25 protein-coding genes are annotated in these 23,990 nt (G+C 33.5%); 6 read left to right on the top strand and 19 right to left on the bottom strand.

Annotated features, from left to right (window positions below):
• The first annotated feature begins 44 nt into the window (after nucleotides 1–44).
• Nucleotides 45–383 (top strand): helix-turn-helix domain-containing protein, encoded by a 339-nt coding sequence (locus tag ACWG0P_RS04285; protein WP_455800638.1) that lies wholly within the window; start codon nucleotides 45–47, stop codon nucleotides 381–383.
• Between the two features lie 89 nt (nucleotides 384–472).
• On the opposite strand, the gene ACWG0P_RS04290 is transcribed toward ACWG0P_RS04285, so the two are convergent.
• The 9 genes from ACWG0P_RS04290 to ACWG0P_RS04330 are packed head-to-tail and all read right to left on the bottom strand — an operon-like array spanning nucleotide 473 to nucleotide 7,552.
• Entirely contained in the window at nucleotides 473–1,300 is an 828-nt protein-coding gene (locus tag ACWG0P_RS04290) for a PTS system mannose/fructose/sorbose family transporter subunit IID (protein ID WP_455800639.1), read from the bottom strand.
• Entirely contained in the window at nucleotides 1,297–2,094 is a 798-nt protein-coding gene (locus ACWG0P_RS04295) for a PTS mannose/fructose/sorbose/N-acetylgalactosamine transporter subunit IIC (protein WP_455800640.1), read from the bottom strand. The genes ACWG0P_RS04290 and ACWG0P_RS04295 overlap by 4 nt, the downstream gene beginning before the upstream one ends.
• A gap of 20 nt (nucleotides 2,095–2,114) precedes the next feature.
• Nucleotides 2,115–2,612, bottom strand: coding sequence for a PTS system mannose/fructose/N-acetylgalactosamine-transporter subunit IIB (locus tag ACWG0P_RS04300; protein WP_455800641.1), 498 nt, complete (start codon nucleotides 2,610–2,612; stop codon nucleotides 2,115–2,117).
• Between the two features lie 27 nt (nucleotides 2,613–2,639).
• Complete coding sequence (locus ACWG0P_RS04305) at nucleotides 2,640–3,083, bottom strand: PTS sugar transporter subunit IIA (protein ID WP_455800642.1); 444 nt, start codon at nucleotides 3,081–3,083, stop codon at nucleotides 2,640–2,642.
• Nucleotides 3,080–3,730 carry an RpiB/LacA/LacB family sugar-phosphate isomerase gene (locus ACWG0P_RS04310; RefSeq protein WP_455800643.1) on the bottom strand — a complete coding sequence of 217 codons (651 nt, stop codon included), beginning with the start codon at nucleotides 3,728–3,730 and terminating at the stop codon, nucleotides 3,080–3,082. The genes ACWG0P_RS04305 and ACWG0P_RS04310 overlap by 4 nt, the downstream gene beginning before the upstream one ends.
• 8 nt (nucleotides 3,731–3,738) lie before the next feature.
• Nucleotides 3,739–4,623 (bottom strand): class II fructose-bisphosphate aldolase, encoded by an 885-nt coding sequence (locus tag ACWG0P_RS04315; protein WP_455800644.1) that lies wholly within the window; start codon nucleotides 4,621–4,623, stop codon nucleotides 3,739–3,741.
• A gap of 10 nt (nucleotides 4,624–4,633) precedes the next feature.
• Nucleotides 4,634–5,590 carry a transketolase family protein gene (locus tag ACWG0P_RS04320; RefSeq protein ID WP_455800645.1) on the bottom strand — a complete coding sequence of 319 codons (957 nt, stop codon included), beginning with the start codon at nucleotides 5,588–5,590 and terminating at the stop codon, nucleotides 4,634–4,636.
• Nucleotides 5,583–6,416, bottom strand: a complete 834-nt coding sequence (locus ACWG0P_RS04325; protein ID WP_455800646.1) for a transketolase — start codon at nucleotides 6,414–6,416, stop codon at nucleotides 5,583–5,585. Before ACWG0P_RS04325 ends, ACWG0P_RS04320 begins: the two co-directional genes overlap by 8 nt.
• A gap of 14 nt (nucleotides 6,417–6,430) precedes the next feature.
• Nucleotides 6,431–7,552, bottom strand: a complete 1,122-nt coding sequence (locus tag ACWG0P_RS04330; protein WP_455800647.1) for an iron-containing alcohol dehydrogenase — start codon at nucleotides 7,550–7,552, stop codon at nucleotides 6,431–6,433.
• Nucleotides 7,553–7,822: 270 nt separating this feature from the next.
• Here ACWG0P_RS04330 and ACWG0P_RS04335 point away from each other — a divergent pair, with 270 nt between their 5' ends.
• Nucleotides 7,823–8,584 (top strand): DeoR/GlpR family DNA-binding transcription regulator, encoded by a 762-nt coding sequence (locus ACWG0P_RS04335; RefSeq protein ID WP_455800648.1) that lies wholly within the window; start codon nucleotides 7,823–7,825, stop codon nucleotides 8,582–8,584.
• Nucleotides 8,585–8,698: 114 nt separating this feature from the next.
• Here the strand turns inward: ACWG0P_RS04335 and ACWG0P_RS04340 are convergent, their stop codons facing one another.
• From ACWG0P_RS04340 to ACWG0P_RS04380, 9 genes are all read right to left on the bottom strand, one after another.
• Nucleotides 8,699–9,583 (bottom strand): ParB/RepB/Spo0J family partition protein, encoded by an 885-nt coding sequence (locus tag ACWG0P_RS04340; RefSeq protein WP_455800649.1) that lies wholly within the window; start codon nucleotides 9,581–9,583, stop codon nucleotides 8,699–8,701.
• A gap of 13 nt (nucleotides 9,584–9,596) precedes the next feature.
• Nucleotides 9,597–10,376 (bottom strand): ParA family protein, encoded by a 780-nt coding sequence (locus ACWG0P_RS04345; RefSeq protein ID WP_455800650.1) that lies wholly within the window; start codon nucleotides 10,374–10,376, stop codon nucleotides 9,597–9,599.
• Between the two features lie 14 nt (nucleotides 10,377–10,390).
• A complete protein-coding gene (locus ACWG0P_RS04350; RefSeq protein WP_455800651.1) occupies nucleotides 10,391–11,155 on the bottom strand; it encodes a ParB/RepB/Spo0J family partition protein in 765 nt (254 codons plus the stop codon).
• A 13-nt stretch (nucleotides 11,156–11,168) separates the two neighbouring features.
• Nucleotides 11,169–11,879 carry a 16S rRNA (guanine(527)-N(7))-methyltransferase RsmG gene (gene rsmG / locus ACWG0P_RS04355; RefSeq protein ID WP_455800652.1) on the bottom strand — a complete coding sequence of 237 codons (711 nt, stop codon included), beginning with the start codon at nucleotides 11,877–11,879 and terminating at the stop codon, nucleotides 11,169–11,171.
• 296 nt (nucleotides 11,880–12,175) lie between these two features.
• Nucleotides 12,176–12,640, bottom strand: coding sequence for a DUF1307 domain-containing protein (locus ACWG0P_RS04360; RefSeq protein ID WP_455800653.1), 465 nt, complete (start codon nucleotides 12,638–12,640; stop codon nucleotides 12,176–12,178).
• Between the two features lie 797 nt (nucleotides 12,641–13,437).
• Nucleotides 13,438–14,133 (bottom strand): LytR/AlgR family response regulator transcription factor, encoded by a 696-nt coding sequence (locus ACWG0P_RS04365; protein WP_455800654.1) that lies wholly within the window; start codon nucleotides 14,131–14,133, stop codon nucleotides 13,438–13,440.
• 15 nt (nucleotides 14,134–14,148) lie between these two features.
• Nucleotides 14,149–14,877 (bottom strand): chitin disaccharide deacetylase, encoded by a 729-nt coding sequence (gene chbG / locus ACWG0P_RS04370; RefSeq protein ID WP_455800655.1) that lies wholly within the window; start codon nucleotides 14,875–14,877, stop codon nucleotides 14,149–14,151.
• A gap of 105 nt (nucleotides 14,878–14,982) precedes the next feature.
• The gene (locus ACWG0P_RS04375) at nucleotides 14,983–17,169 is read right to left on the bottom strand and encodes a sensor histidine kinase (RefSeq protein ID WP_455800656.1); all 2,187 of its coding nucleotides are present in this window, start codon (nucleotides 17,167–17,169) and stop codon (nucleotides 14,983–14,985) included.
• Nucleotides 17,170–17,181: 12 nt separating this feature from the next.
• Entirely contained in the window at nucleotides 17,182–17,877 is a 696-nt protein-coding gene (locus ACWG0P_RS04380; protein WP_455800657.1) for a response regulator transcription factor, read from the bottom strand.
• Between the two features lie 318 nt (nucleotides 17,878–18,195).
• Here ACWG0P_RS04380 and ACWG0P_RS04385 point away from each other — a divergent pair, with 318 nt between their 5' ends.
• The 3 genes from ACWG0P_RS04385 (at nucleotide 18,196) to ACWG0P_RS04395 (ending at nucleotide 22,502) form a co-directional block, all read left to right on the top strand.
• A complete protein-coding gene (locus ACWG0P_RS04385; protein ID WP_455800658.1) occupies nucleotides 18,196–19,305 on the top strand; it encodes an N-acetylglucosamine-6-phosphate deacetylase in 1,110 nt (369 codons plus the stop codon).
• A 136-nt stretch (nucleotides 19,306–19,441) separates the two neighbouring features.
• Nucleotides 19,442–21,679, top strand: coding sequence for a sensor domain-containing diguanylate cyclase (locus ACWG0P_RS04390; protein ID WP_455800659.1), 2,238 nt, complete (start codon nucleotides 19,442–19,444; stop codon nucleotides 21,677–21,679).
• 10 nt (nucleotides 21,680–21,689) lie between these two features.
• Complete coding sequence (locus ACWG0P_RS04395) at nucleotides 21,690–22,502, top strand: Cof-type HAD-IIB family hydrolase (protein WP_455800660.1); 813 nt, start codon at nucleotides 21,690–21,692, stop codon at nucleotides 22,500–22,502.
• 31 nt (nucleotides 22,503–22,533) lie between these two features.
• Here the strand turns inward: ACWG0P_RS04395 and ACWG0P_RS04400 are convergent, their stop codons facing one another.
• Nucleotides 22,534–22,857: a cyclic-di-AMP receptor gene (locus tag ACWG0P_RS04400; RefSeq protein WP_002606956.1), complete on the bottom strand. Its 324-nt coding sequence runs from the start codon at nucleotides 22,855–22,857 to the stop codon at nucleotides 22,534–22,536.
• A 162-nt stretch (nucleotides 22,858–23,019) separates the two neighbouring features.
• On the opposite strand from ACWG0P_RS04400, the gene ACWG0P_RS04405 reads away from it, so the two are divergent.
• Nucleotides 23,020–23,868 (top strand): patatin-like phospholipase family protein, encoded by an 849-nt coding sequence (locus tag ACWG0P_RS04405; protein ID WP_455800661.1) that lies wholly within the window; start codon nucleotides 23,020–23,022, stop codon nucleotides 23,866–23,868.
• The last annotated feature ends 122 nt before the right edge of the window (nucleotides 23,869–23,990 follow it).

Here is a 23,990-nt window from a genome sequence, read left to right on the forward strand (position 1 = left end):
TTCGAAAATGCTATGCTATGAATATCAAGAAAGGAGTTCTAATTATGAAAATTTCATTCATTTTAATTTTAATCTCACTTGTTACGATTAGCATATTTATCACCCTTATTGTTTTGCTTATCCGCGTTTTATTGAAATATGGAAAATCAAAGGAAGTTCGTGAAGAAAAGAATTTGATTAAGAAATCATTATCACAAGCTTTAAAAGAGGAACGTTTAAAATGTAAGATGACACAAGAGTTCGTGGCAGAAGCACTTGGTGTTAGTAGACAAGCTGTTTCAAAATGGGAAAGTGCTACTTCTGAACCAAGTACCTCGAATCTTTTAGCTTTAGCGAAGCTATATGGTATCTCTGCAGAAGAATTATTAAAAAGCGTTATATAGTATAAGGAAGAACGAATAATCCTTCCTTTTTTCAATTCAAAACAAGAAAAACGCAGAAGAATTTGAACTTCTGCGTTTTCTATTTACGTTTAAGCAACTCCCAACAATGCTAATACAATTGCTAAAGCGAACACACCTAACATGATGAAGTTTATATTCACTTTTTTGAGTTGCGCATATAAACATCCTAATGCTAATGCTATTGGCACTAGCCCTTTAAAGATAGAGTCTAGATATGTTTGTATCATAATTGGATCTGCGCCTTCAACTGGAATGGATAGCTTACAGCTGAATGTTACAGTTGAAGCAACCATTGCTCCAACCATGATTAAACCAAGGATGGATGCCGCTTTTGTTAGTATCTTCATGGCGCCCGTTTTCTGCATAGTGGACAAGAAATTTGTTCCAAGGGTAAATCCAGCATATGTCAGATAATAACGACAAATGATTTGTGGAATGTTGTATAAGGCAAGAAAAATAAATGGTGCTGCAATTGATCCAGTCGCACCAAACCCAATGGCGATACTCGCTGCAAGTAGTCTTAATACACCCCAGAAAATAGAATCGCCTATTCCTGACATTGGGCCCATTAATGAGGTCTTAACAGCAGCGATGGATGCTGGATCAAAATCTGGATCTTCATCCGCTTCTTTTTCCATAGCTGCTACGATTCCCATACAGAATGTGGATACAGCCTGTGTCATATTGAAATATGTAGTATGACGAACCAAGGATTCTTTATGTTTTTCAGGATCTTTATGATATCGATCCAACGCAGGCAAAATGCTATAAATAAAACCGACAGCATGCATACGCACTTGTCCACCACAACGCCCTGATGATAAAAACATTGAACGCCAACAAATGGAATTTAACATCTTTCTATCTTCAGCACTTACATTTGCTTTTAGTTTCATGCAAAGAAATCCTCCTCTTCATCAACCATTGTTTCGATACCCACCCTTTTATTTTTCAAATCAAACACTTCTTTATCACGCAACGCAACAACTACGACAATGATTCCAGCAATTACTGCGATTGCAACATGTGGTAATCCTAAATATGTATATAATACAAACCCTAAGAAGAAATATGCACATAATTCTTTTGACCAAAGCATTTTCATCAAAATTGACAATCCTACTGCTGGCAAGAATTTACCTGCAAGAGTTAATCCACTTAATACTGCCGCAGGAATTTTATCAATGAATGACTGTACTGCAGATTCTCCTGCCATGATTGCGGCAAACAAACAGACTGCAACGATTAAGAAGCGAAGAAACCATAATCCGAAATTCATACGAATCAAACCTTTAGCATCATTCTTCTCTGCTAATCGATCTATTGCTGGTGCAGTGAAGTTATATAACATATTATTGATAATCATAAACAAGAATGCCGATAATACGCCTACTGGAACAGCTAATGCAAGAGCTGTGTCTGCATTAATATTTTCCATTGTTGCGAAAGCAACTGCAAATGCGGCGGCGGCAGCAGGTTCTGCAGATATATTTCCACCAATGTTTACAGAACCCATAAAGATAGCTTCAACTGCACAACCAATAATAATACCAGTTGTTACATCCCCCAAAAATAAGCCTGTGACAAATCCGACTACGATTGGACGTTCAGTCATCGATTGACCAAACAACCAGTTACCACCAAAGCAGATAAAGTAAGCTAAGGCAGCTAAAAATGCTCTCATAACCATAATTTATTTTCTCCTCTTTCTTAATATTTTTTTATTAAGTCTTTTACTGATTTCTTTGAATCACTAGGGATTACTTGTTGATATGCTTTAATATCCATTTCTGCCAATTCTTTCAATGCATTCATTTCATCCTTATTGACAATGATTGTACTTGAAATTACTGTTTTTTCAGAAGGTGGCAATGTGTCAAAACGTCCGACATTTGCAACATTAACAGACTTAATCAAATCAGGGCATGCTTTTACAATTTTCACAGCATCTACGATATTATTTGTAAGTACAAACATATCTTTTTCTTTAGCTCTTGGATCATGAAACAAACGAATTGCATCGTCCACGGTTTTAATTAAAAGCTTAATTCCTGTTGGAGTTGCCATTTGAAGTGAAACACGTGTCACTTCATCTGTAACTGCATTATCATTTGCTACTACAATGCGATTTGTTCCAAATTCTTTGCACCAAACCAAAGCAATTTGTCCATGAATTAATCTGTCATCTACTCTCAAAGATGGAATCATATATGTTCTCCTTTCTTCTTTATTAAACTAATCAAGAAAGTCATCATCATTTATGATATCGTGATGATGTTCAAATAGTTTCAAAGGATCAACTGCTACAGGCATCATATTAATTTCTGTTACCATTTGATTCACTTCTTCCACAGATTTGAATTTCTGATTTGTTAACAATTCTATTACGATGGCTACATTTACATTTGTAATGACTACTATTTTCTTTTGAGAAAATTTCATTACTTCTGCAATGACTTGTTGATGTACGCTTCCTCCAAGTAAATCTGTAAATATATAAGCTTCATCATCGACTGTTATACTTTCTACAAACTTTTTGATATCGATTACATAATTCTCTTCTGCACCTCCCAAATAAGCATCGATACACTCAATTGGTAATTCTCCCATAAATAGTTCTACTGTAGAACGTATTCCACTTGCAGTCCTGCCATGTGTTGCAATCAGTATTTTTCTCATAGTTTCTCCTTTTTCATAAATTCTGAAATGTAAATACTGGTGTTATTGTACACCGCATTTTTTTCAAAGAACAACTTGAAATTTTTGGAATTTATTACCTTTTTGATAACGGATGAATCGATTCGTTTTAAAATATGTTCCATATCCTCGCTTACTGCATTCTTTATATTGCTAAAGTATTCTCTAAATACTTTTTGAACAGGACCTCGATCTACAGGATAGCCAACACCGTGTTCACAACCAAACAACTCTTTAAAAATATATCTTAAATTTAAATCAGCGCACCAACCAAAATCTTTCGCAAATGGCATTGATATCGCATTCCCATGGTTGATTTGAGAAAATAGATAAGCATCCATAGAATCTTTTACATAGCCACAATACACGTGTGGATAAATATTTGTTGCCATGCATGCTCCTTCTCCAGTTCCACATCCTGTAATAACAAAATCCACTGCATTTGTATTTAACAATATCGCCGCTAATAAACCAGCGTCTGCATAATTGATTTCGTATCCTTTGTCATTGTCATTCATCCCATAATTAAATACTTCATGTCCCATAGGCTCCACAACTTCTCTTAATACTTGTAATATAAGTATATTCTTTGTAGATTGACTGCTCTCATTTATCAGTGCTATTTTCATATTTCTACCTAATCTTGTGCTTTCTGTTGTTCAGTATTGAATACATATCGACCACTAGATTTTATTAAACGCATATAATCCTTGATATATGTTTTGATAGAATCTTCCACCAAAATCATTAGGTCCATATAATTGTAATCTGGATTTTCTTTCAAAGCTTGCTTCATGACATCAACTGCCAATATCATAATATCTGTATTTACATTTATTTTATTAATACCTAATTCAACAGCTTTTTGTATATTCTCACTACCAGCTCCACTTCCTCCGTGCAAAACAAGAGGTATATCTAGTGCATCATGCAGTTCACTTAAGCGTTCAAAATCAAGTTTTGGTATCATCCCTTTGGGGTAACTTCCATGGGCTGTTCCAATAGCAACAGCAAGACAGTCACAATTGGTTCTTTTCACAAATTCAACAGCTTGATCTACACTCGTATAATAATCTGCTTTGCCTCCATCACCTGACAATGCATCGCCAACATGTCCAAGTTCTGCTTCACATGATAAACCTTTTGCATGTGCCATTGCAGAAACCAGTTGAGTTCTATGGACATTTTCTTCAAAACTACAACTAGATGCATCAATCATAACACTCGTAAAACCATCCCTAATAGCATCACTGATTTCTGCATAGCTCGCTCCATGGTCTAAATTAAATGCTATTGGAACATCTGCATTTTCTGCCATTTTTTGAATCATGGGCTGCATTGCGTAACTATGTCCATGCAAGCGCATTTGTCTTGGAGAAATATTTAAAATAATAGGCGATTTTTCTTCAACTGCACTTTCAATGCAAGCCTTTGCTTCTTCCATATTGACACAATTTACTGCCATTACTGCATATCCATTTTCTCTTGCATGTTCTAACATGCTTTTCATTGATACATACATAACTTCGCTCCTATCTATCCTTTTTCTTAATTACTGCCTTTACAGCTTTAACGATATCATTTGCACTCATATTCATTTTTACTTTCAATTCGTCTACATGGCCAATTTCGCCAAAATGGTCCTGAACACCTATGCGTTTCACTGGACAGGGATAATGCTCACTTACCACTTCACACACAGCGCTTCCTAAACCGTTATATACAGTTCCATTTTCCGCTGTAACAGCACACCCTGTACGTTGAACACTATTCACTATTAATTCGATATCCAATGGCTTGATTGTATGAATGTTGATAACTTCCGCATCAATCCCCTCCTTTTCTAGAATATTTACAGCTTTTATCGTTTCGCTCAGCATGATACCTGTTGCAAATATAGATACATCTTTTCCTTTTTTTATAATATTTCCTTTCCCTAGAACAATCTCACTATCTTCTTCATAAACTTTTTCGCAGCGACCTCTCAATAATCTTATATATACAGGCCCTTTATGTAGTAATAATTGAGGAAACATCTTTTTAAGACTTATACAATCTACAGGTTCAAATACTGTCATCGTTGGAATTGCTCTCATGATTCCTAAATCATCCATACATTCATGCGTTCCTCCGTTCAATTCTGTTGTAATACCTGGATCAGAACCACACATTTTCACATTCATACCTGCATATGCAACACTTAGATTTATTTGATCAAGACAGCGATGAGAAGCAAAAATAGCAAATGTTTGTGTAAAGGGAATCTTTCCCATATTAGCTAACCCTGCTGCCATAGAAATCATATTTGCCTCTGCCACTCCAACATCAAATGTTCTATCTCGATATAAATCTCTAAACCTATCAATACCACAGCTCTTCATCAAATCTGCTTCCACAATCACGATATTTTCATTGTTCTTTGCGCTTTCTATCAATAGGTTTGCATAAGTAACCTTTAAGTCTTCTATATCTTTTGTTAATTCAATCATATATTGCTTCCTCCAATTCATCTAATAATCGAATTGCTTTGTCGCACTCTTCTTTTGAAACATTCATACTATGACTCGCAAGATTATTTTCCGCAAAATATGCACCTTTCCCTTTTACAGTATTCAATATAATCATAGATGGCTTACCCTTTATCTTTTTCGCATTATCGATTGCTTTATCAATTGCTTTTATATCGTGGCCATCGACCGTTTGTACATACCAATTAAAAGCCTCCCATTTTTTATCCAATGGTTCCAAACTATTAATTTCTGATGTAAGTCCATCAATCTGCATTTTGTTATAATCTGTGAAAACAATTAAATTATCAAGCTGATGATTTCCAGCGTACATTGCTACTTCCCATACTTGTCCTTCTTGGCTTTCTCCATCGCCAATAATGCAATAAATATAGAAATTTTTTTTATCAAGTTTTGCTGCACTTGCCATACCTGAGGCTACACTGAATCCCTGTCCAAGACTACCTGTTGTCATATCGATCCCTGTTGTCAACCGGCCATCACAATGACTTGGAATACGTGTTCCAATTTCATTCATAGTTTCTAATTCTTTTACATCAAAATATCCTTTCAAAGCAAGTGCAGCATATACAACTGGACCTGCATGTCCTTTGGATAATATAAAGCGATCTCGGTCTTCCCATTTTGGATGTAAAGGATCTATGTTCATCTGTTTGTAATAAAGAACACTCATTACTTCACACAAAGATAGTGCTCCTCCAACATGTCCTTTACCAACACGTGCAATAGTTTGTAATGTTAGTTTACGAATGCAATTGGCATGTCGTTGAAGTTCTTTTTCTGTCATAATCTTTCTCCTTCTTATAAAATGCTATACATCAGCTTTTTCAAACTATCAACATCCATAGTTGCTGGTGTTAAATCTAGTTGATTTTTATAATTCATCGCATCATTTGCAATTTTCTCTATATCATCTTTGTGAACTCCTAATTGAGACAGTTTGTTTGGCATATTAATTTTATCTAATAGTTTTTCAATCGCAACTGCAAACTCATGCTCATTTTGATAGTTTAGCTGGAACTCTAATTTCATCATTTTGTTAGATGCTAACTCATGACTAATTCTAATAAATGCCGGTAAGGTTACAGCACATGCTTCTCCATGTGTGCAATGAAACATTGCTGATATCGGATAACTTAATACATGTGATCCAGTCGTTCTGGTTTGTGTAAATGCAAGTCCTGCCAATAAGGAAGCAAGCATCATATTCTGTCGTGCTGCTTTATTATCTGGTTCTATATACGCCTTTTCTATGTTGTTTAAAATTAAATTCATAGCATTCATTGCCAACGCATCACTAATAGGGTTACTATTAGCATTCCAATAAGATTCTAATGCATGAGCAAATGCGTCCATACCTGTATTCGCTGTTACCTTAGGTGGAGTTGTATATGTTAATACTGGGTCTATGATAGCCACATCAGCATAGAATTGACTATTTACTAATGGTTTCTTAACTCCTTTATTACTATCTGTATAAACACCAACGCTTGTAACTTCACTCCCTGTCCCTGCAGTAGTGGGAATAAGAATAAGTTTTGTTTCTCTTTTTTCAAAAACTTTACCAGATATATAATCTTCAATGCTTCCTTCTTTGTTCGCAAGACAAGCGACTGCTTTAGAAACATCTATACAGCTACCTCCGCCAATTCCAACAATTGTAGTTGCTTTCACATTTCTTGCTCTTTCTACAGCTTTGTTTACGCAGTTTGTAGATGGATCTGGTTCAATTTCATAAAAGAATGTAACTTCCTTTCCACAAAGAATTTTTTTTATATTTTCTGCTGTTCCATTTTTGTATAGAGTTCTACTAATTAATATAAAGATGTTATTTCCCTGTATTTCATCTTTTAAATGCTCAAGAGAATGCTCGCCATAATGAATTTTGGTTGGCATCCAATATTCAAATGCTACTCTGTTCATAATACCCTCCTTAATAACAAATGCACAAAACGAAATTTTTACGTTACGTTTGCTTTCGTTTTGGCTTTCGTTTCTTTCTTTAATTCAAATATATCACTTACTTATTTTAAAGTCAATCCTAAATAAACATTTTTCGTATACTTTATTTAGCTACCGAATATAGGTATAATATCGCATTATCTAAAATAGTAGGCTCACTTTCGTTTCTTTACTTTCATTGACATTTCGAAACTTATGATATAGTATTATAGTATGAGAATGAGGAGAATTATGAACAATAGATTAAAAAGTATACAGGAAATCCTTTTTAGTAAAGGAGAAATTACATTACAAGAGTTATCAGATAACTTACAAGTTTCGCTGGTAACAATTAGAAAAGATGTCACAGAGCTTCAAAAAGAAGGATTAGCTGTAAGACACCGTGGTAAGGTTGCATTACCAAGTAATCACCACGCAATTCAACAGCCGTACCGACTTAGAAAAGTTCTTTTCGAGAATGAAAAAAGTTTAATAGCAAAAAAGGTAATGGAATATATTACAGAAGATGATTCTATAATCTTAGATTCTGGAACAACTACTTACGCAATTGCAAAAGAACTGTTTAACCACAGTCATATTAGTATTGCGACGAATTCTATATGTGCCGCCAATATTCTTAATGATAGTGAACATTCATTATTTTTGGCAGGAGGATTACTTTCTCCTCGAGGTATGTGTACAGTAGGAGGAGCGGCAGAAGATTACTTCAAAAGTATCCATGCGAATAAAGCATTTATTGCTACCACTGGTGTGCGCGAAGATTTGAGTTTGACAGTTACATTAGATATTGAAATCGGAGTAAAGAAAGCTATGGTAGAAGCTGCTGATGAAATAATTTTAGTAGCAACAAGTGATAAATTCCACAACAACAATTTATTCTCTTTTTGCACAGTTGATAAGATAAACAAGATTATCACAACACATCCTGCACCTCCAGAAGCTGTCTTAAAACTAATAGATTCATATGGTATCGAACTGATATATGCAGATTAATCATATAAAGGGTTGCATTAATATTTTTATAAAATGAACGAAATGCACTAAACTGCACTTCGTTTTTTTACATAAAAAAACGATAGATCATTTTCATGTTCTACCGCCTTATATTTATTCTTCTTCGATTCCACCTAATACTTCTAGAATTCGATTTAAATCATCATTACCACTATATTTGATTGTAATTTGCTTATCACTAATAGATACTTTGGTTTGAAATCGTGTTTGAAGTCTATTCTCAACATTTTCAAGATTGATGTCTTTAGCCTTCTTGACAGATGCTTCTTTAGGCTCGTTCAATTGTTTTACAAATGCTTCTACTGCACGAACACTCATTCCTTGTCCAATTGCCTTTTTTGCTACTTCTTCCATAAGCTTATCATCATGAAGCGCCAACAATGCGCGCACATGCCCCATGCTTAGTTCTCCATTAATCACATGATTTTGGACAGTCTTAGGCAATTTTAAAAGTCTCAACATATTGGCTACATGTTCTCTTGATTTACCGATACGATTTGCTAATTCTTCTTGTTTATATCCAAGTTTCTTAATTAGTTTTTCATACCCTTGCGCTTCTTCAATAGCGTTCAAATCTTCACGCTGAATATTTTCTAATAATGCAATTTCCATCATCTGTTGATCATCAAATTCCATTAAGATAGCAGGTATTGTCTTCAATCCAGCTAGTTTACTAGCACGTAATCGACGTTCTCCAGTAATTAATTCATATCCTTTTACTGCTTTCTTAACTAAGATAGGAGTAAACACACCATGTAGCTTAATAGAGTCTGATAATTCTTGTATTTTTTCATCGTTAAACACTTTACGCGGCTGATAAGGATTTGGTTTTACATCATCCACATCTACTTCAAATTTAGAATCTGTATGTACATCCATTTTTCCTTGTTGAATATCTTCTAGAACACTACTTACATCTTCACCAAAGATTGCAGATAGACCTTTGCCAAGTCTTGGTGCACTTTCTTTTTTTGCCATGTGTAAAACCTCCTTAGTTCTTCACTTTTTTGTTAAGCTTCAATACCTCGTTTGCTAATCCTGCATATGCTTTTGCGCCTTCGCACTTTACATCATATTCAAAGATGGACATTCCTCTAGAAGGAGCTTCACTTAGTTTTACATTTCTAGGAATGAAATTCTTATATACACGTTCTTTAAAGTGTCTACGCACTTCTTGTTGTACTTCTACACTAAGCTTTGTTCTTGCGTCATACATAGTTAACACTACACCTTCAATCACAAGGTTTTTGTTGAATAACTGCTGAACCAAACGTATTGTCAACAACAGCTGTGTAACACCTTCTAATGCATAATATTCACACTGTACAGGAATCATTACGGAATCTGCTGCCGTTAATGCATTTGTATTTAATAACCCTAAAGATGGTGGACAATCGATAATGATAAAATCATATTGATCTTTGATTGGTTCTAATTTATTTTTAAGTAATTCTTCTTTACCAACTTCAAACTTAACCATCTGTAGGTCTGCCCCAGCTAAAGAAATATTTGCAGGTATGATATCCAATGGAGGTGATTGTACCTTCTTAATGATATCGCCTACACTATAGTCTTCCATTATTAGGTTGTATACCGATAATTTATCTTCGCCAACTTCTGCGCCTACTCCCTGTGTTGCATTTCCCTGTGGATCAAAATCAACCAGTAACACTTTATTTCCCAAATAGCCAAGTCCTGCTGCTAGATTAATAGAGGTTGTTGTTTTTCCTACCCCGCCTTTTTGATTTGATACGGCAATAATCTTTCCCATAGTTCTCTTCCTTTCTATTTAGGGATGCGTATGGTGATAATGACATCATCTTCATACTCAACCTGTGTTACATCTACTTCAGTACCAGCACGCTTAATCATTGCGGCTGCCTGATGAATTGTATTAATTGCTATTTTAATATTTTTACTGATACCTTTTAGCATCACTTTCTTTTTATCATCTTTCGGTTGGCTTTCTTCTTTGATCATTTTTTCCGTCTGCGCAACCGTTAATCCTTTTTTCACAATTTTATCCAATGCCTTTTGTTGCTTTTCTCCATCCAAACTAAGCAAAGCGCGTGCATGGCGTTCTGTAATGACTTTTGAACTAACTGCACTCTGAACATCATCTTCAAGATTTAACAAACGAATTTTATTCGCAATTGAAGATTGCGATTTTCCAACACGTAGTGCTAATTCAGATTGGTTCATATTTGTATATTTCATAATATCCAAATATGATTTTGCTTCTTCTATCGCACTTAGGTTTTCTCTTTGTATATTTTCCACAAGTGCCATTTCAGCCATTTGAATATCATTAGCATCCATAATCATAACAGGAACTTCTACAGCGCCATTTAATTTTAATGCGCGAAATCTTCTTTCTCCCGCGATAATTTGATAATTTCCGTCTACTTCTCTAACTGTAATCGGTTGAATTAGCCCATTCTCACGAATTGATTGTGCTAAATCCATCAATGCATCATCATTAAATTCTAATCTAGGTTGATAAGGATTCGGTTGAACCTGATCAATCATAATTATCTTAGTTTCTTTCATATATAATTCCTCCTCATAGGGGATTTTTCTTAATTTGAGCAAATGCTCTTGGATACTTCATAGGTGTACTCTTTACTTTTTCAAACTCAAAGTTTACACGTTTAGAACCATCCACCAACTCTTTTTCATCCCTTTTTTTCAATTTACATCCTAGAATCTGAATTGCTTTTTCAGCCAATGCATATTCTTCGTCCCCATTGGCACCCTTTAGCGCAAGAAAACTTCCACCCTTTTTAACCAATGGAATACAAAGCTCGGAAAGCATCGTAAGATTTGCCACTGCTCGAGCACTGACAACATCAAAACTTTCACGATGATCTTTTGCGTATTCCTCTGCACGAGCATGTACACATGCAACATCACTTAGGTTAAGTTTCTTGCATAAAGCTTCTAAAAAAGTAATCCTTTTTCCTAAAGTTTCAACGATCGTAACCTTTAATTCTGGATATATTATTTTTAAAGGGATACTTGGAAATCCAGCCCCTGCCCCAACATCACAGAATGTACCTTGAATCGTCATTTCAAAAGAAGGTAACAAAGAGTCCAAGAAATGCTTTTCATAAATTTCATCAATATCCGTGATCGCTGTTAGATTCATTTTTTGATTCCACTCTACTAACATTTCTGCGTAATCTTGAAATTGTTTTTTTTGTATATCATTAAGAATCACTCCACGAGTTTGTAAGACCATTTCTAAATCTTCTTTATGAAATTTATCGGACATGTTATCCCTCCAGTATCTATTATTATATCAAACTTAGACGTCTAAGCGAACATTTACTTTATGAATTTTATACGCAACCGACATTTTATCACAAATCGTCATAAAACTATACCATTTCTTTTAAGTTTGCATATTTATGGGTGAGGTGTAAATATGATAAAATTAATTATTATCATTGTAGTTCCGCTATATCTCGTCTATGTTCTACGACCAGGCCAAAATAAATGCTGTAAAAAATGTAAAAAGAAGTAAACAGCTAAATGGCCAAAAAAAAGAGGAATATTTTCCTCTTTCTATTATTTTACGCAACTGAATCCTTGGCCTTCTAATTTTTCTTTTGTTTTATCAACATCGATTTTATCCTTTTTAAGATCTATATTGGGATCTCCAGATACCGTTTTATAATCATCCGCACTAATTTTATAGAAATCTAATGTTACTTTTTCTACCATACGAAGGTTTTCTTCATCTTCTTTGATTGTATATGTAACTCCATCCATACCTTTGTATTCATCTTCTTTTGAATAAGCTTTTAGTGTAGGAATCATTGCATCATAAACTTCTTTAGAATCTGCAGTAATAATAGCTTCTTGATTTTGAGTAACTACTTTATTTCCTTCATATCCGATATCCATATTCATTTCTGTTTTTATTCCGCTCGTTTCTTGTTCTAATGAGCAAACCATTGTTTTTGTTTCTTTTTCGCCGCCACATGCACTCAGACATATTACAGCAAATGCCATACATAGTAATTTTTTCATAATAATCTCCCTTATATATTTACAATTACATATTATCATGAAATACATCACATGTAATCATTTCCCTTTGATTTTATAAATTGTTCTTTTTTTTATTTAAAATTTTAAATTTTTTTACACTTTTTCTACTATTTCACATGATTCTCAAACTTGTTTTATGAAAAAACCCCCGAATATTCGGGGGCGTATATCTATTCAATTGTATTTCGATGTCTTTACATCTGTTAAAATTGTAATACATCATTTCTTATTTCTGTGATACTTTCTATAGGATTTTCACATTTGTATGTCGCAGGTTCTTCATCTCCTTTTCCCGCTTATTTCAAGTTTCCTATAGTATTTGATTCCTTTGTTATCTGAATACCTATTACTTTATTTGTAACTTAATTTCAGTTTCCGTAAATCTTATGCTTAGATCTTTATGATTTGCTTTCAATTCTAATTCTTTTTCCAGCCATCTATAACATATTTAATATCACTTCATAATTCGGATTCTATTTTCATAGTTGACGCATCACTTTGTCACTTCCTGATTCTTGGGTTGCTTTCACCAACGTTTCATCAGGCATGTATTTCGATATCCACTCCGTATTTTCTTGTTTTCGTTAAATATTATTCACCATAACTCCTATACAAGAAATCATTTCACTTCTGATGATCTAATATTTAACTTTCAAACTTTCCCATTTTCTCACCGCTCTCTTTTTTCTTTTGCTTCTTTATACCTCTATTATAGCCTTTCAAATCACTTTGTAAATGGAAGTGGAAAGATTAGTAATTATATGGAATTTTTGGTATCATTCTTCAATTTTAAGTTTCATAAACTTCCGAATAGTCTTACTAACTTCAGCTTTTTTTGCTCTTGATATTGGTAATTGTTCTTTTGAAAGATACACAATATCAGAATGTATCTGTGTTATGTATTGCATATTCACTAGATAACTAGCATGAATCCATAAAAAGTGATAGTTCTTAAAGTTCTCATTTGCATCCTTCATATTTTTTCGTTCGCGAAACTCTCCTCGCTTTGTATGATAAATCAAGTATTTATCTTCTTTTTCAATGTAGTAAATATCTTTAATTTTTAACGGAACCTCTACATTGTTATAAGAAAACAAATATTCTTCCTGATTCTTCAATAGAAGCTCAATATATTTGGATATACGTTTCACTTCATGCTTTATGGATACTCGATCAATATAGAATATTCTTGAAAATGGTAATATTTCTTTTTCTGCTTTTGTAATTTTTGTTTTCGTATAGATGACAATACGCTGTGGCTTGTTTAGTACAAACGATTGATTCACACGAGGAATTTCAAACTTTTCGTGAAAGATAATAATTTGAAATTCTTTTTTATTCTCAGCATTTGCTAATTGAGATATCTTCGTAAAGTATTGAAAAGACCATTCCTGATTTTCTAGTAGGGATGCAAGTTCAAACATAATATTTTTTGCGATTTCTTCTGTTTCTACAATAGCAACCCTTAACATATGAATGCCTCCTTTCTACTGTATTTGTGAATATGTTGTCAGTATGATATCTTCATCCTTAAGTATTTGTTTAACTTCTTCACTACATAAGATTTCTAATTCATCGATGCGCTGTAATGCGTAACTCGTAATATTGTACAAGAAATGATCTACATAAGCAGGATGACACATAATCTCGCATATTTCTCCTTCTTTTACGTTTTTTGCTATCTTCTTAAATGTTTCTACTGTAATCCCTTTATCATAGAATTCAATATTCGAATTACTAAACTTTTCGATATGACTATCGTATGAAAAGCCTCCTCTAAAAGGTAACTGATATTCTTTAGACAAACGTTCCATTACATCTTTCAATACACGTTGTGCATGTACATGATGATGAGAATCTAAATGATCAATCTCAATCCCACTTTCCAATACTTTTTCAATCTGTGCTTTTAATTCTTCATATGCTTCTTCTGTGTCAATTTCATCGATTTTGTTCTTATCATGGAAATAGCCATTTTCCATCACAATATGTTTACGATTCTTTAACAATGGTTTATACGTGGTGAGTGTTAAATGTACACCTATATGTAACCCTGGATTTTCCTTCGCCAGTTGTATAGCATGTTCATATCCTGGCATATTGGCCATAATTGTCGTTGAAGTAACAATCCCTTCCTTAAAAGCTCTTAAGATCCCATAATTCACAGCTTCGCTTAAACCAAAATCATCTGCATTCACGATTAAATATCTGCTCATTTCTCAAGCCCTCCTTTGAATATATCTTTATTATACTATTCCTAAACTCATTGGGCAAAGTATATAGAAAAAAACAAAGTCTTTATGACCTTGTTTTTGTGAATTTTAAGAATCTTCTTCAACACCGCGATAAAAGCGAATGGTAACTTTGAATAAATCTCCATCAATTTGAATTTTCATATTCCCACCAAGAAGTTCTGTAAAGCTTTTTGCGATTGCTAAGCCCAATCCACTACCTTCTGTATTACGGGATTTATCTCCTCTAGTAAATCGTTCCATGATTTCTTCAGGGTCGAAGTTAAGCTCACTCTTTGATACATTTTTGATAGATACTTCTACCATTGATCCAAAGTCTTCAACATTTACGTATACTCTTGTTTTCTCTAATGCATATTTTGAAACATTACTGATAAGATTTTCGAATATACGATATGCCTTTTGAGAATCCAAAGATAGAATTACTTTATCTTTTGGAAACTGATTACGTAATTGTAAATGTCTTTGTTTTAATGATACATCACACTCTGTCTCCACTTGTTGAAGTAGGGATAAAACATCTACATCCATATATTCTAATGCGACGCTACCGCTATTAGCTTTGCTAATTTCAAATAGATTTTCAATCAAGTGCTTCAAACGTGCAGAGCTATCTTCCAAAATACCAACATATTTTGCTCGTGTTTTCTGATCCAATGATGGATCTTTCAACAAATCGATATAACTAATCATCGATGTTAGTGGTGTTTTTAAATCATGGGAAACATTTGTTATAAGTTCCGTCTTCATTTTCTGTGAATGTACTTCTTGTTCAACTGCATTTTGGAAGTCTGTTTGAATCACTAAAATGCTTTCTTTTAAAGTGTTAAACATTCCCATATCTTCTTCTACATTCTGATGAAAATCTCCTTTTGACAACCTACATATAACATCCGATAATACATCATGATCTTTTTTCATCGTTTTAAAATATTTATATAGTAAAACATAAATTACTATAGCATACAGTATCAATAATAGAATCAATGTTTTAAGCGTGTTCGAAGAAACAAATAGGAACATAATAAACAATACTGCTAGTGCATTCAAAGTAGATATAATTACAAGTTTCTTTTTCATTAAAGATGAAAAACTTACCGTGCTAATATAGCGCTTAAATCTCTGTGCACTTTCATCTACAATACTTAACAAACGATAGACATCACTTGAATCTTTTGCTAATTTTTTCGTGCTTTTAAAATAAATTTTTTTACATATAAAGATAGCTAATGCAGGGAATAGATAAATGATCATAAATCCAAATAACCCTACTAGCATATTTATGAAACTACCATAAAAAGCAATTAATGTTGATATTCTTGCCGCCTCAGTAAACAATACAACATGAACAACCACAAGACCTATTAGAACTAAACAAGCTCCTTGTTTTGTAATCGCCCATTCAATCAATTTTGATTTTTTCATGGCTTCAAATGGCAACAAGAGTACTACCAAGAGGAACAACGGTAAGATAATGAAGTAACAACCTGTTACATTAGAAGCTCTATAATGCTCGAAGTACAGATTACTATTATCATAACTTGTATAAGTAGTTGTTCCCCCAATATCAATACTTTTTAATGCACTTGGTGAAAGCGCAAATACAAAATCTACATCTTTTATGTTCTTCATAGATATGTTTGGTATGTCCGCTGTATAATCTGAGGCAACCCTTTGAAAGGTAGTATTTAAGGTTAATGAATCATACATTGTATTGCTCATAGCTATATTCAGATTACCATATTTGTCTATAGTAAAGGCTACATACCAATATGAACCATATATTTGTGCAGGATTTCCATCAAAAAATCCTTCTAGTAAGTCATCATTTACATATTCCTTTGTAACATCTGAATGACCTCTTATATAGTATTGTAGCTGTGGTAGTTCTTGTTGTGATTCTTTTGCTCCTTCGCTTATGGCTGTTTGAAAGTTAGTCCTTGTTTGTTCATCTAGCTTTTCCGCATCCCATAATAACAAGTCAGAAGTAATTTTTGGAATACCTTCTTTTGGGGTTATGCCTTCTAAATACGTAAGATATAATGGAACACTTGCTTTCAATACTTTCTCCATGATTTCTGTAGAATTCATGTATGTTTGCTTTATCTCAACTTCTTGATCGAATTTAAATATTTCGTTAGCATCATTCGATGCCGTTCTATATAAACTAGGTCCAAACCCAACCATGATTAAGGATGCCACAAATATTAACACAAACAAGATTCTAGTCTGTTTGCTTATCCTATGCTTTTTCATAAGTACCTCCTTTTATTGTTTTTCAATTTTATAACCAACTCCCCATACCACTTTTATATAAGTAGGACGTTTTGCATCAATTTCTATCTTCTCTCTTAAGTTTCGAATATGTACCATAACCGTTTCCGTATTTATAGCACTCTCTTTCCAAACATTTTCATATATTTCTTCACTTGAAAAAACTCTTCCAGGATATTCCATGAACATTTCTAATATTTTAAATTCAATCGGCGTAAGTTTCTTTTCATCTCCGTTCACAAATACAACTTTTTGATCTTTGTGAAGTTCAATTCCACCCAATAGCAAAACATCTTTTTCTTCTTTGCATTCTTTCTTTGAAAGATAGCGTTCATATCTTCTAAGTTGTGCATGTACTCTTGCCAATAATTCCATTGGCACAAATGGTTTACATACATAATCATCCGCTCCGATATTTAATCCAGTTATTTTATCAATATCTTCTGATTTCGCTGATAAAATGATGATTGGAAAATCGTAAGATTCACGAATTTTCATAGTTAAAGAAATCCCATCCATAACTGGCATCATAACATCCACAATCGCTAAATCTATGGATTCTTCCTTTAGTACTTCTAATGCAAGTGCTCCATTGCTCGCCTTGTATGTTATATATCCCTGATTACGTAAATATATCTCTATAGCGTCCGCAATCACTGCCTCATCTTCTACGATTAAAATCTTGTGCATAATCATCCCTCATTTTCTTTACTTCATTATACCTTACTTTTCCTGTGACAAGTATCCTCCAATATAATTTCTTTAATGTTCATGGATCGTTGTATAAAATTTACACAACGTATAGATATAATTATGAATCCGATAAGTAATATTATTGTCATTGTCTCCACCATATCCTCATCTCCTTCTCTCATATAGTAAACGAAACATCTAAAGAATAAGTTTCAAAATTTCTTAAGATATTTTAAAGACGGCTTAAAAAGTTTTGAAATACGCTTGTAAAAGGCTATTACATGAAATACAATAATAGAAGAAGAGGGTGTCTCCATGAAAAAAATAATTGAGAATATCAAATTTATACAAGAAGGTACGATGGTGTTTGGTGACCTTTATTTAGAAGACGGGTATGTGGAAAGAATTGATTACAAATCTCCTCATATGTCGAGCGATATTGCCATTCCAGGGTTTGTGGATATTCATACCCATGGGTTTCGCTCTTTTGCATGTGATAATGCGACTCCAGAAAATTTAAAAGCATTATCATTAGCCTATCCAAAACGTGGGATCACTTCATTTTGTGCTACCATATCTGCGCGTTCTCTAGCGGAGTACGAAGAAATTATAAAAGTATATTCTAGTGTATTTCAGGGTGATTATAAAGGAGCCCAGTTTGAAGGATTTCATTTAGAAGGTCCTTATTTAAATCCAGAGTGTTGTGGTGCACAAAATTTGGATAAACTATGTGAAATTCATTTGGGTGAATTGGAAGACTTTTTATCAAAGTATCATGACTGTATAAAAATTATGACAATTGCTCCTGAATTAAAACACGCGAGTGAGGCAATACAACTCTTGAATCTATATGGTGTACATGTTTCTTTAGGGCATACCAATGCTACTTTTGAACAGACCAAAGAAGCTTTTGAGTCAGGGGCTACACAAATTACACACTTAGGAAATACAATGCCAAGAATAGATCATCATCAAGCCACCATGATGGACGCAATTTTTGCGTCAAATTGTACTTGTGAGATCATTATGGACCGTGTACATATGCAGAAAGAAATGTTGAAATGGGTACTTCAATTACTTGGAAGTGAACGCGTCGTTGCGGTGAGCGATGGAACGATTTACTCCGGATATGAAGATGAGCGTGATATCAAACCAACAGATGGCTTCACTTATAAAAATCATGCTATCTACATAGATGACTTATTGATTGGTAGTTGTTGCGATCTTTTAAATATCTTTCAGTTTTTGTATAAAGAAGCACAATATGATTTGATGGACTGCATTCGATTATGTTCGACCAATGCCGCAAAAATCCTAAAGTCTTATACAACAGAAATTGGATTGGGAAAGAAAGTCAATCTTGTTATATTAGATCATAATTTGCAAATAAAAGACGTTATCATCAATGGGAAAAGCGCACTCTAGAAAGATCATGAAATATGATCTTTTCTTTTGTGTATTTTATCTGAAAACTTCGATATGTTAAACAAAATATCAATTCCTACAAAATAATGATATAATATAAATTAGATATCCCCCCTTTTTATAATAAGGAGAAGTCATGGAAGTATCATTCGTAAAAAGTAAAAATATAAAGATTATTTGTATACTGCTTATCCTGTTTTTACTAGCAGGGTTAAGCTTTTTTGACTATGCATTTAAAAATGATAAGTATACAAGCGACTATATTCACTCGATGGCTAAAAAAGTAAATAATAACTTATCGTTGACCCTTCGCAATAAGTTAAAAGATACAGAATTGATTCTAACATCTCTTGCGGCGCAAGCAAGTGCTTTTGACGATATTGAAGATCCTGTAATGATGAAAGTTTTATATGAGCAAAGCATTGATGATAACTATTTAAATCTTTCGATTACGAATACACAGGGTATTACTACACATGCAATTAACAACGAAACAGAAGATTCAAGTAATCGAACTTTTTTCAAAGAGGTCATGAATGGAAAAACATATGTTTCTAATAAGACGTTTTCGAAATCTTCGAGCGATGATGTAGTCATTATGTCAGTACCCATTTGGAACAACAATGAAGTTATAGGTGTTATTGGAAGTACTATTGATACAAATATGTTCACTAATTTTTTACAGTTTTCTATGAGTGATGAAGGTCAAAATGCTGTTATTGTGGAAAAAGATGGTACGATTATTTCTAAAACCAAAGAAATCTTCAGCGATAATTTCTTCGATGGTCTCATCCGTTCCAATATAGAAGATAAGAATTCACTCAAAAAAATTGAAGAAGATTTCAAAAATGGAAAAAGTGATGTTGTTCATTACACATTCAATGGAAAAGAACAGTTGGCATATTATTGTCCTATTGAGGAAAATAATTGGATGATCATTTCTATATTTCCCCACCATATTATCAGTTCACAAGTCAATAAAGCATATAACAACACTCTATTATTTACCGCAAAACTTATCATACTCCTTATAATTGCGCTATTTTTGATTGCCCATTATGAAAGAAAGGCAACAAAAGAAGTGAAAATAGTTAATCGACAATTGGATGCGATTATCGATAATACGCCTGGATGTCTGATTATGTACGAATATCACAAACATAAAAACATAAAATTTTTGAATGATGAGTTCTCTAACTTATCTGGATATACAAAAGAAGAATTCAAAGAGAAGTTTGATAATGATTTAGCACTTATCATTCATCCAGAAGATGTGAAGAAATTACAAGATGAACTTGCTAGAGTTATACATGAGAATAAGCATGCACATGCCTTATCTTTCAGTTATCGAATCGTACATAAGAGTGGTGAAATCGTTTGGGTAATGGATCGTAGACATTTAGTAAAAGATGCACATGGTATTCTGTGGTTTAATATTAATCTTGTTGATATAACAGAATTGAAAAATGTACAACAAAGTCTACTGATTTCACAACAACGATATAAAATGATTATTGAACAAACGGAATTCGTTGTTTTTGAATGGGATATACGAAGAGATATCATTACTTTTTCAGATTTGTGGAAAGCTAAATTTGGGTATGAATTAGAATATCATGAATTTTTATCGATTACAGCCCACTATTGCGAAAACAATACATATACCTATATTCCATTGCTTGACTCTTTCATCAAAGGGGAACAAGTTCAAGGTATCATTGAGTGCAAGTTAAAGAAAGCAACGGGAGAATTTATTTGGTGTAAAATAACAGCACGTGCAATAAAAGATAATGAAGGATTTATAATGCGTGTGTTCGGTTCTATTGAAGACATCAATACACAGAAATCAAATACGTTAATCCTTGAAGAACGTAGTAAAATGGATGGCCTTACTAAGATATTAAATAAAATAACGGGAGAATTTGAAATTCAAGAAGCAATCGAACGTAATCCTGATCACCACCATGTGTTGTTTGTTATTGACATTGATAACTTCAAGAATGTTAATGATACAATGGGACATGCGGTTGGAGATCATGTCTTACAAGAACTAGGGAATGCGATCAAACAATCTTTCAGAAATAGTGATATTCTATCTAGAATTGGTGGAGATGAATTCGTTGCTTTAGTTGAAAATACAGAAATGCTTTATGAAGATGTTATTAGAATTAGAACAGCACAACTTCATAAATCAATTTCCTCCATCTCATTGAATGGAGATGAGTTTAGCAATATCACTTGTAGCATTGGTATCGCCATTTATCCACAACATGGGACGACCTATCAAGAGCTCTTTGTGAATGCAGATAAAGCACTTTATATCGCAAAGAACTCAGGTAAGAATCAGTATCATATTTATAACAATGAAGAATAGGAATGGAAAAATGAAAAAAATAAAAGCAATTATGTGCGATGTCGATGGCACCTTATTAACCACTGAACAAGTCGTATCAAAGAAAACAATACAAGCTATCAAAGATGTACGTAACCAAGGTGTTCTCTTTGGATTATGCAGCGGCCGTGATGTATTAGGAATCAAAAAAAGATTAAAAGACTGGGGCATTGAAGATTGTGTAGATGTTATTGTTGGTAGTGGTGGTTCTGAACTTTATGATACAAAAACAAATACCAAAAAGGAAACGTATCCACTAGATGGAGAACTTATCAAAATGATTATGAAACATTATGAAGATATGGATGTGAACTTTGCCATTCCTTTAGAGGGCGTATTGTACGCACCTAAGGATGATGAACTTATTCGTATGTTATCGGAAGGTGATAAAGAACCTTACTTTGTTGTAGATTATGATGAAATGTTAAAAAAGCCTCAATTAAAAGTAATGATTGTATGTAAAGAATCCTATATGGATCAAGTTGTAGAACGTAGTAAAACATTTCACGACGAGCATTTTAAGGCTTCTGCCTTAATTACCGCAAGTGTATTGTTTGAATATATGGATCCTCGTATTTCAAAATCAAGTGGTATGAAAGAACTATTAGATATGCATAACATTACATTGGATGAAGTTTGTTCGTTTGGAGATGCGGACAATGATTATGATATGACATTACATTCTGGTGTGGGTGTCGTAATGGCAAATGGAAGTGAAAAAACAAAAAGTGTTGCGGATTATATCACAGATGATAATGATCATGATGGAATTGCGAATTTCATCTACTCTCACATTCTAAATTAAAAGGCGGTCCAATCGGATCGCCTTTTCTTCATTATAGTTTAATAAATTTTTCTACATCAATCACGAAGATTGTTGCGCCACCCACCTGTACTTCAACAGGGAAAGATGCATATCTACCAATATCATAAGATGCAGTGCTAGGTACAACTTCTGTACGTCTTCTGCTATATTCTCCAATAACCTCGATAGCTCTTTCTATTTTATCATCATCAGTACCAACAATAAGAGTTGTATTTCCTGCACGCAAGAATCCTCCTGTTGTTGCTAAACGTGTTACCTGATAGTTCTCTTTAGTCAATGCGCTTGATACAGCAGGACTATCATCATTTGACATAATTGCCAATATAAGTTTCATAATTATGACTCCTTTCTTATGTTTATAAGACCATTCTAACACTTTCCAAATGGTTTGACAAACATATATATACCTTTTTTCTTAATCTTTGCATATTCTTTTGTGTTTCTTAATAAATGAATTTTATGCTATAATTAACAAGTTAAAAAGGAAGTGAATGACATGGGTAAATTAGGTCTTGTTCTAGAAGGTGGAGGAATGCGCGGTATTTATACAGCTGGTGTTTTAGACTTCTTTCTAGATCATAACATCTATACAGATGGAGTCATTGGAGTGAGTGCTGGCGCATGCCATGCATGTAGTTATGCATCAAAACAAAGAGGTAGAGCTTTCCGTACCAATACGGATTATATAAAAGATAAACGCTATATGAGTATGCGTTCCTTAATCACAACAGGAGATTTGTTTGGGGCAAAATTTGTCTATGATGACATTCCCAATAAATTAGATATTTATGATTATGAAACATTCAATAAGGGAGAGATTAAGCTGTACGCTGTTTGTAGTAATATTGAAACAGGAAAAGCCGAATATATACAATGTATCAATATGGTACATGATGTTATTTATGTTCGTGCCTCTGCATCTTTACCACTATTATCTAAAGTAGTAGAAGTAGATGGCAAGAAATTATTGGATGGAGGCGCATGCGATAGTATTCCAATCAAACGTTTTCAGGAAATGGGATACGATAAAAATATTGTAGTGCTTACGCAGTGCAAAGAATATCGTAAAGGGAAAAACAACTTACTTCATATCATACGTAAAGTATATCGTAAGTATCCAAAATTTATTGCAAAGCTTGAAAAACGTCATGTAGAATACAATCGAACATTAAACGAATTATCTTTGATGGAGAAAGAAGGTTCCGTATTTATTATCCGTCCAAGTGCACCAGTAGAAATATCTAGACTAGAAAAGAATGTGGATAAACTACAAGCACTCTATGATCAAGGATATCAAGATGCACAAGAACAATATGAGACATTAAAACGTTTTATCGAATCCTAAACATACAAAAAGCGATTTGGAAAACCTTTCAGTAATCCATGATCGCTTTTTTTCTAATCAAACTTATTTCTTCCAATCCCTATAACCGAGTTCACTTGTGCTCCAATGTTTCTTATGAATAT

It is taken from the genome of Amedibacillus sp. YH-ame6 (genome assembly GCF_053848845.1).

Coding starts and splice junctions, on each gene's coding strand:
- ACWG0P_RS04285 (WP_455800638.1), top strand. CDS start 45: ATGAAAATTTCATTCATTTTAATTTTAATCTCACTTGTTACGATTAGC.
- ACWG0P_RS04290 (WP_455800639.1), bottom strand. CDS start 1,300: ATGAAACTAAAAGCAAATGTAAGTGCTGAAGATAGAAAGATGTTAAAT.
- ACWG0P_RS04295 (WP_455800640.1), bottom strand. CDS start 2,094: ATGGTTATGAGAGCATTTTTAGCTGCCTTAGCTTACTTTATCTGCTTT.
- ACWG0P_RS04300 (WP_455800641.1), bottom strand. CDS start 2,612: ATGATTCCATCTTTGAGAGTAGATGACAGATTAATTCATGGACAAATT.
- ACWG0P_RS04305 (WP_455800642.1), bottom strand. CDS start 3,083: ATGAGAAAAATACTGATTGCAACACATGGCAGGACTGCAAGTGGAATA.
- ACWG0P_RS04310 (WP_455800643.1), bottom strand. CDS start 3,730: ATGAAAATAGCACTGATAAATGAGAGCAGTCAATCTACAAAGAATATA.
- ACWG0P_RS04315 (WP_455800644.1), bottom strand. CDS start 4,623: ATGTATGTATCAATGAAAAGCATGTTAGAACATGCAAGAGAAAATGGA.
- ACWG0P_RS04320 (WP_455800645.1), bottom strand. CDS start 5,590: ATGATTGAATTAACAAAAGATATAGAAGACTTAAAGGTTACTTATGCA.
- ACWG0P_RS04325 (WP_455800646.1), bottom strand. CDS start 6,416: ATGACAGAAAAAGAACTTCAACGACATGCCAATTGCATTCGTAAACTA.
- ACWG0P_RS04330 (WP_455800647.1), bottom strand. CDS start 7,552: ATGAACAGAGTAGCATTTGAATATTGGATGCCAACCAAAATTCATTAT.
- ACWG0P_RS04335 (WP_455800648.1), top strand. CDS start 7,823: ATGAACAATAGATTAAAAAGTATACAGGAAATCCTTTTTAGTAAAGGA.
- ACWG0P_RS04340 (WP_455800649.1), bottom strand. CDS start 9,583: ATGGCAAAAAAAGAAAGTGCACCAAGACTTGGCAAAGGTCTATCTGCA.
- ACWG0P_RS04345 (WP_455800650.1), bottom strand. CDS start 10,376: ATGGGAAAGATTATTGCCGTATCAAATCAAAAAGGCGGGGTAGGAAAA.
- ACWG0P_RS04350 (WP_455800651.1), bottom strand. CDS start 11,155: ATGAAAGAAACTAAGATAATTATGATTGATCAGGTTCAACCGAATCCT.
- rsmG (WP_455800652.1), bottom strand. CDS start 11,879: ATGTCCGATAAATTTCATAAAGAAGATTTAGAAATGGTCTTACAAACT.
- ACWG0P_RS04360 (WP_455800653.1), bottom strand. CDS start 12,640: ATGAAAAAATTACTATGTATGGCATTTGCTGTAATATGTCTGAGTGCA.
- ACWG0P_RS04365 (WP_455800654.1), bottom strand. CDS start 14,133: ATGTTAAGGGTTGCTATTGTAGAAACAGAAGAAATCGCAAAAAATATT.
- chbG (WP_455800655.1), bottom strand. CDS start 14,877: ATGAGCAGATATTTAATCGTGAATGCAGATGATTTTGGTTTAAGCGAA.
- ACWG0P_RS04375 (WP_455800656.1), bottom strand. CDS start 17,169: ATGAAAAAGCATAGGATAAGCAAACAGACTAGAATCTTGTTTGTGTTA.
- ACWG0P_RS04380 (WP_455800657.1), bottom strand. CDS start 17,877: ATGCACAAGATTTTAATCGTAGAAGATGAGGCAGTGATTGCGGACGCT.
- ACWG0P_RS04385 (WP_455800658.1), top strand. CDS start 18,196: ATGAAAAAAATAATTGAGAATATCAAATTTATACAAGAAGGTACGATG.
- ACWG0P_RS04390 (WP_455800659.1), top strand. CDS start 19,442: ATGGAAGTATCATTCGTAAAAAGTAAAAATATAAAGATTATTTGTATA.
- ACWG0P_RS04395 (WP_455800660.1), top strand. CDS start 21,690: ATGAAAAAAATAAAAGCAATTATGTGCGATGTCGATGGCACCTTATTA.
- ACWG0P_RS04400 (WP_002606956.1), bottom strand. CDS start 22,857: ATGAAACTTATATTGGCAATTATGTCAAATGATGATAGTCCTGCTGTA.
- ACWG0P_RS04405 (WP_455800661.1), top strand. CDS start 23,020: ATGGGTAAATTAGGTCTTGTTCTAGAAGGTGGAGGAATGCGCGGTATT.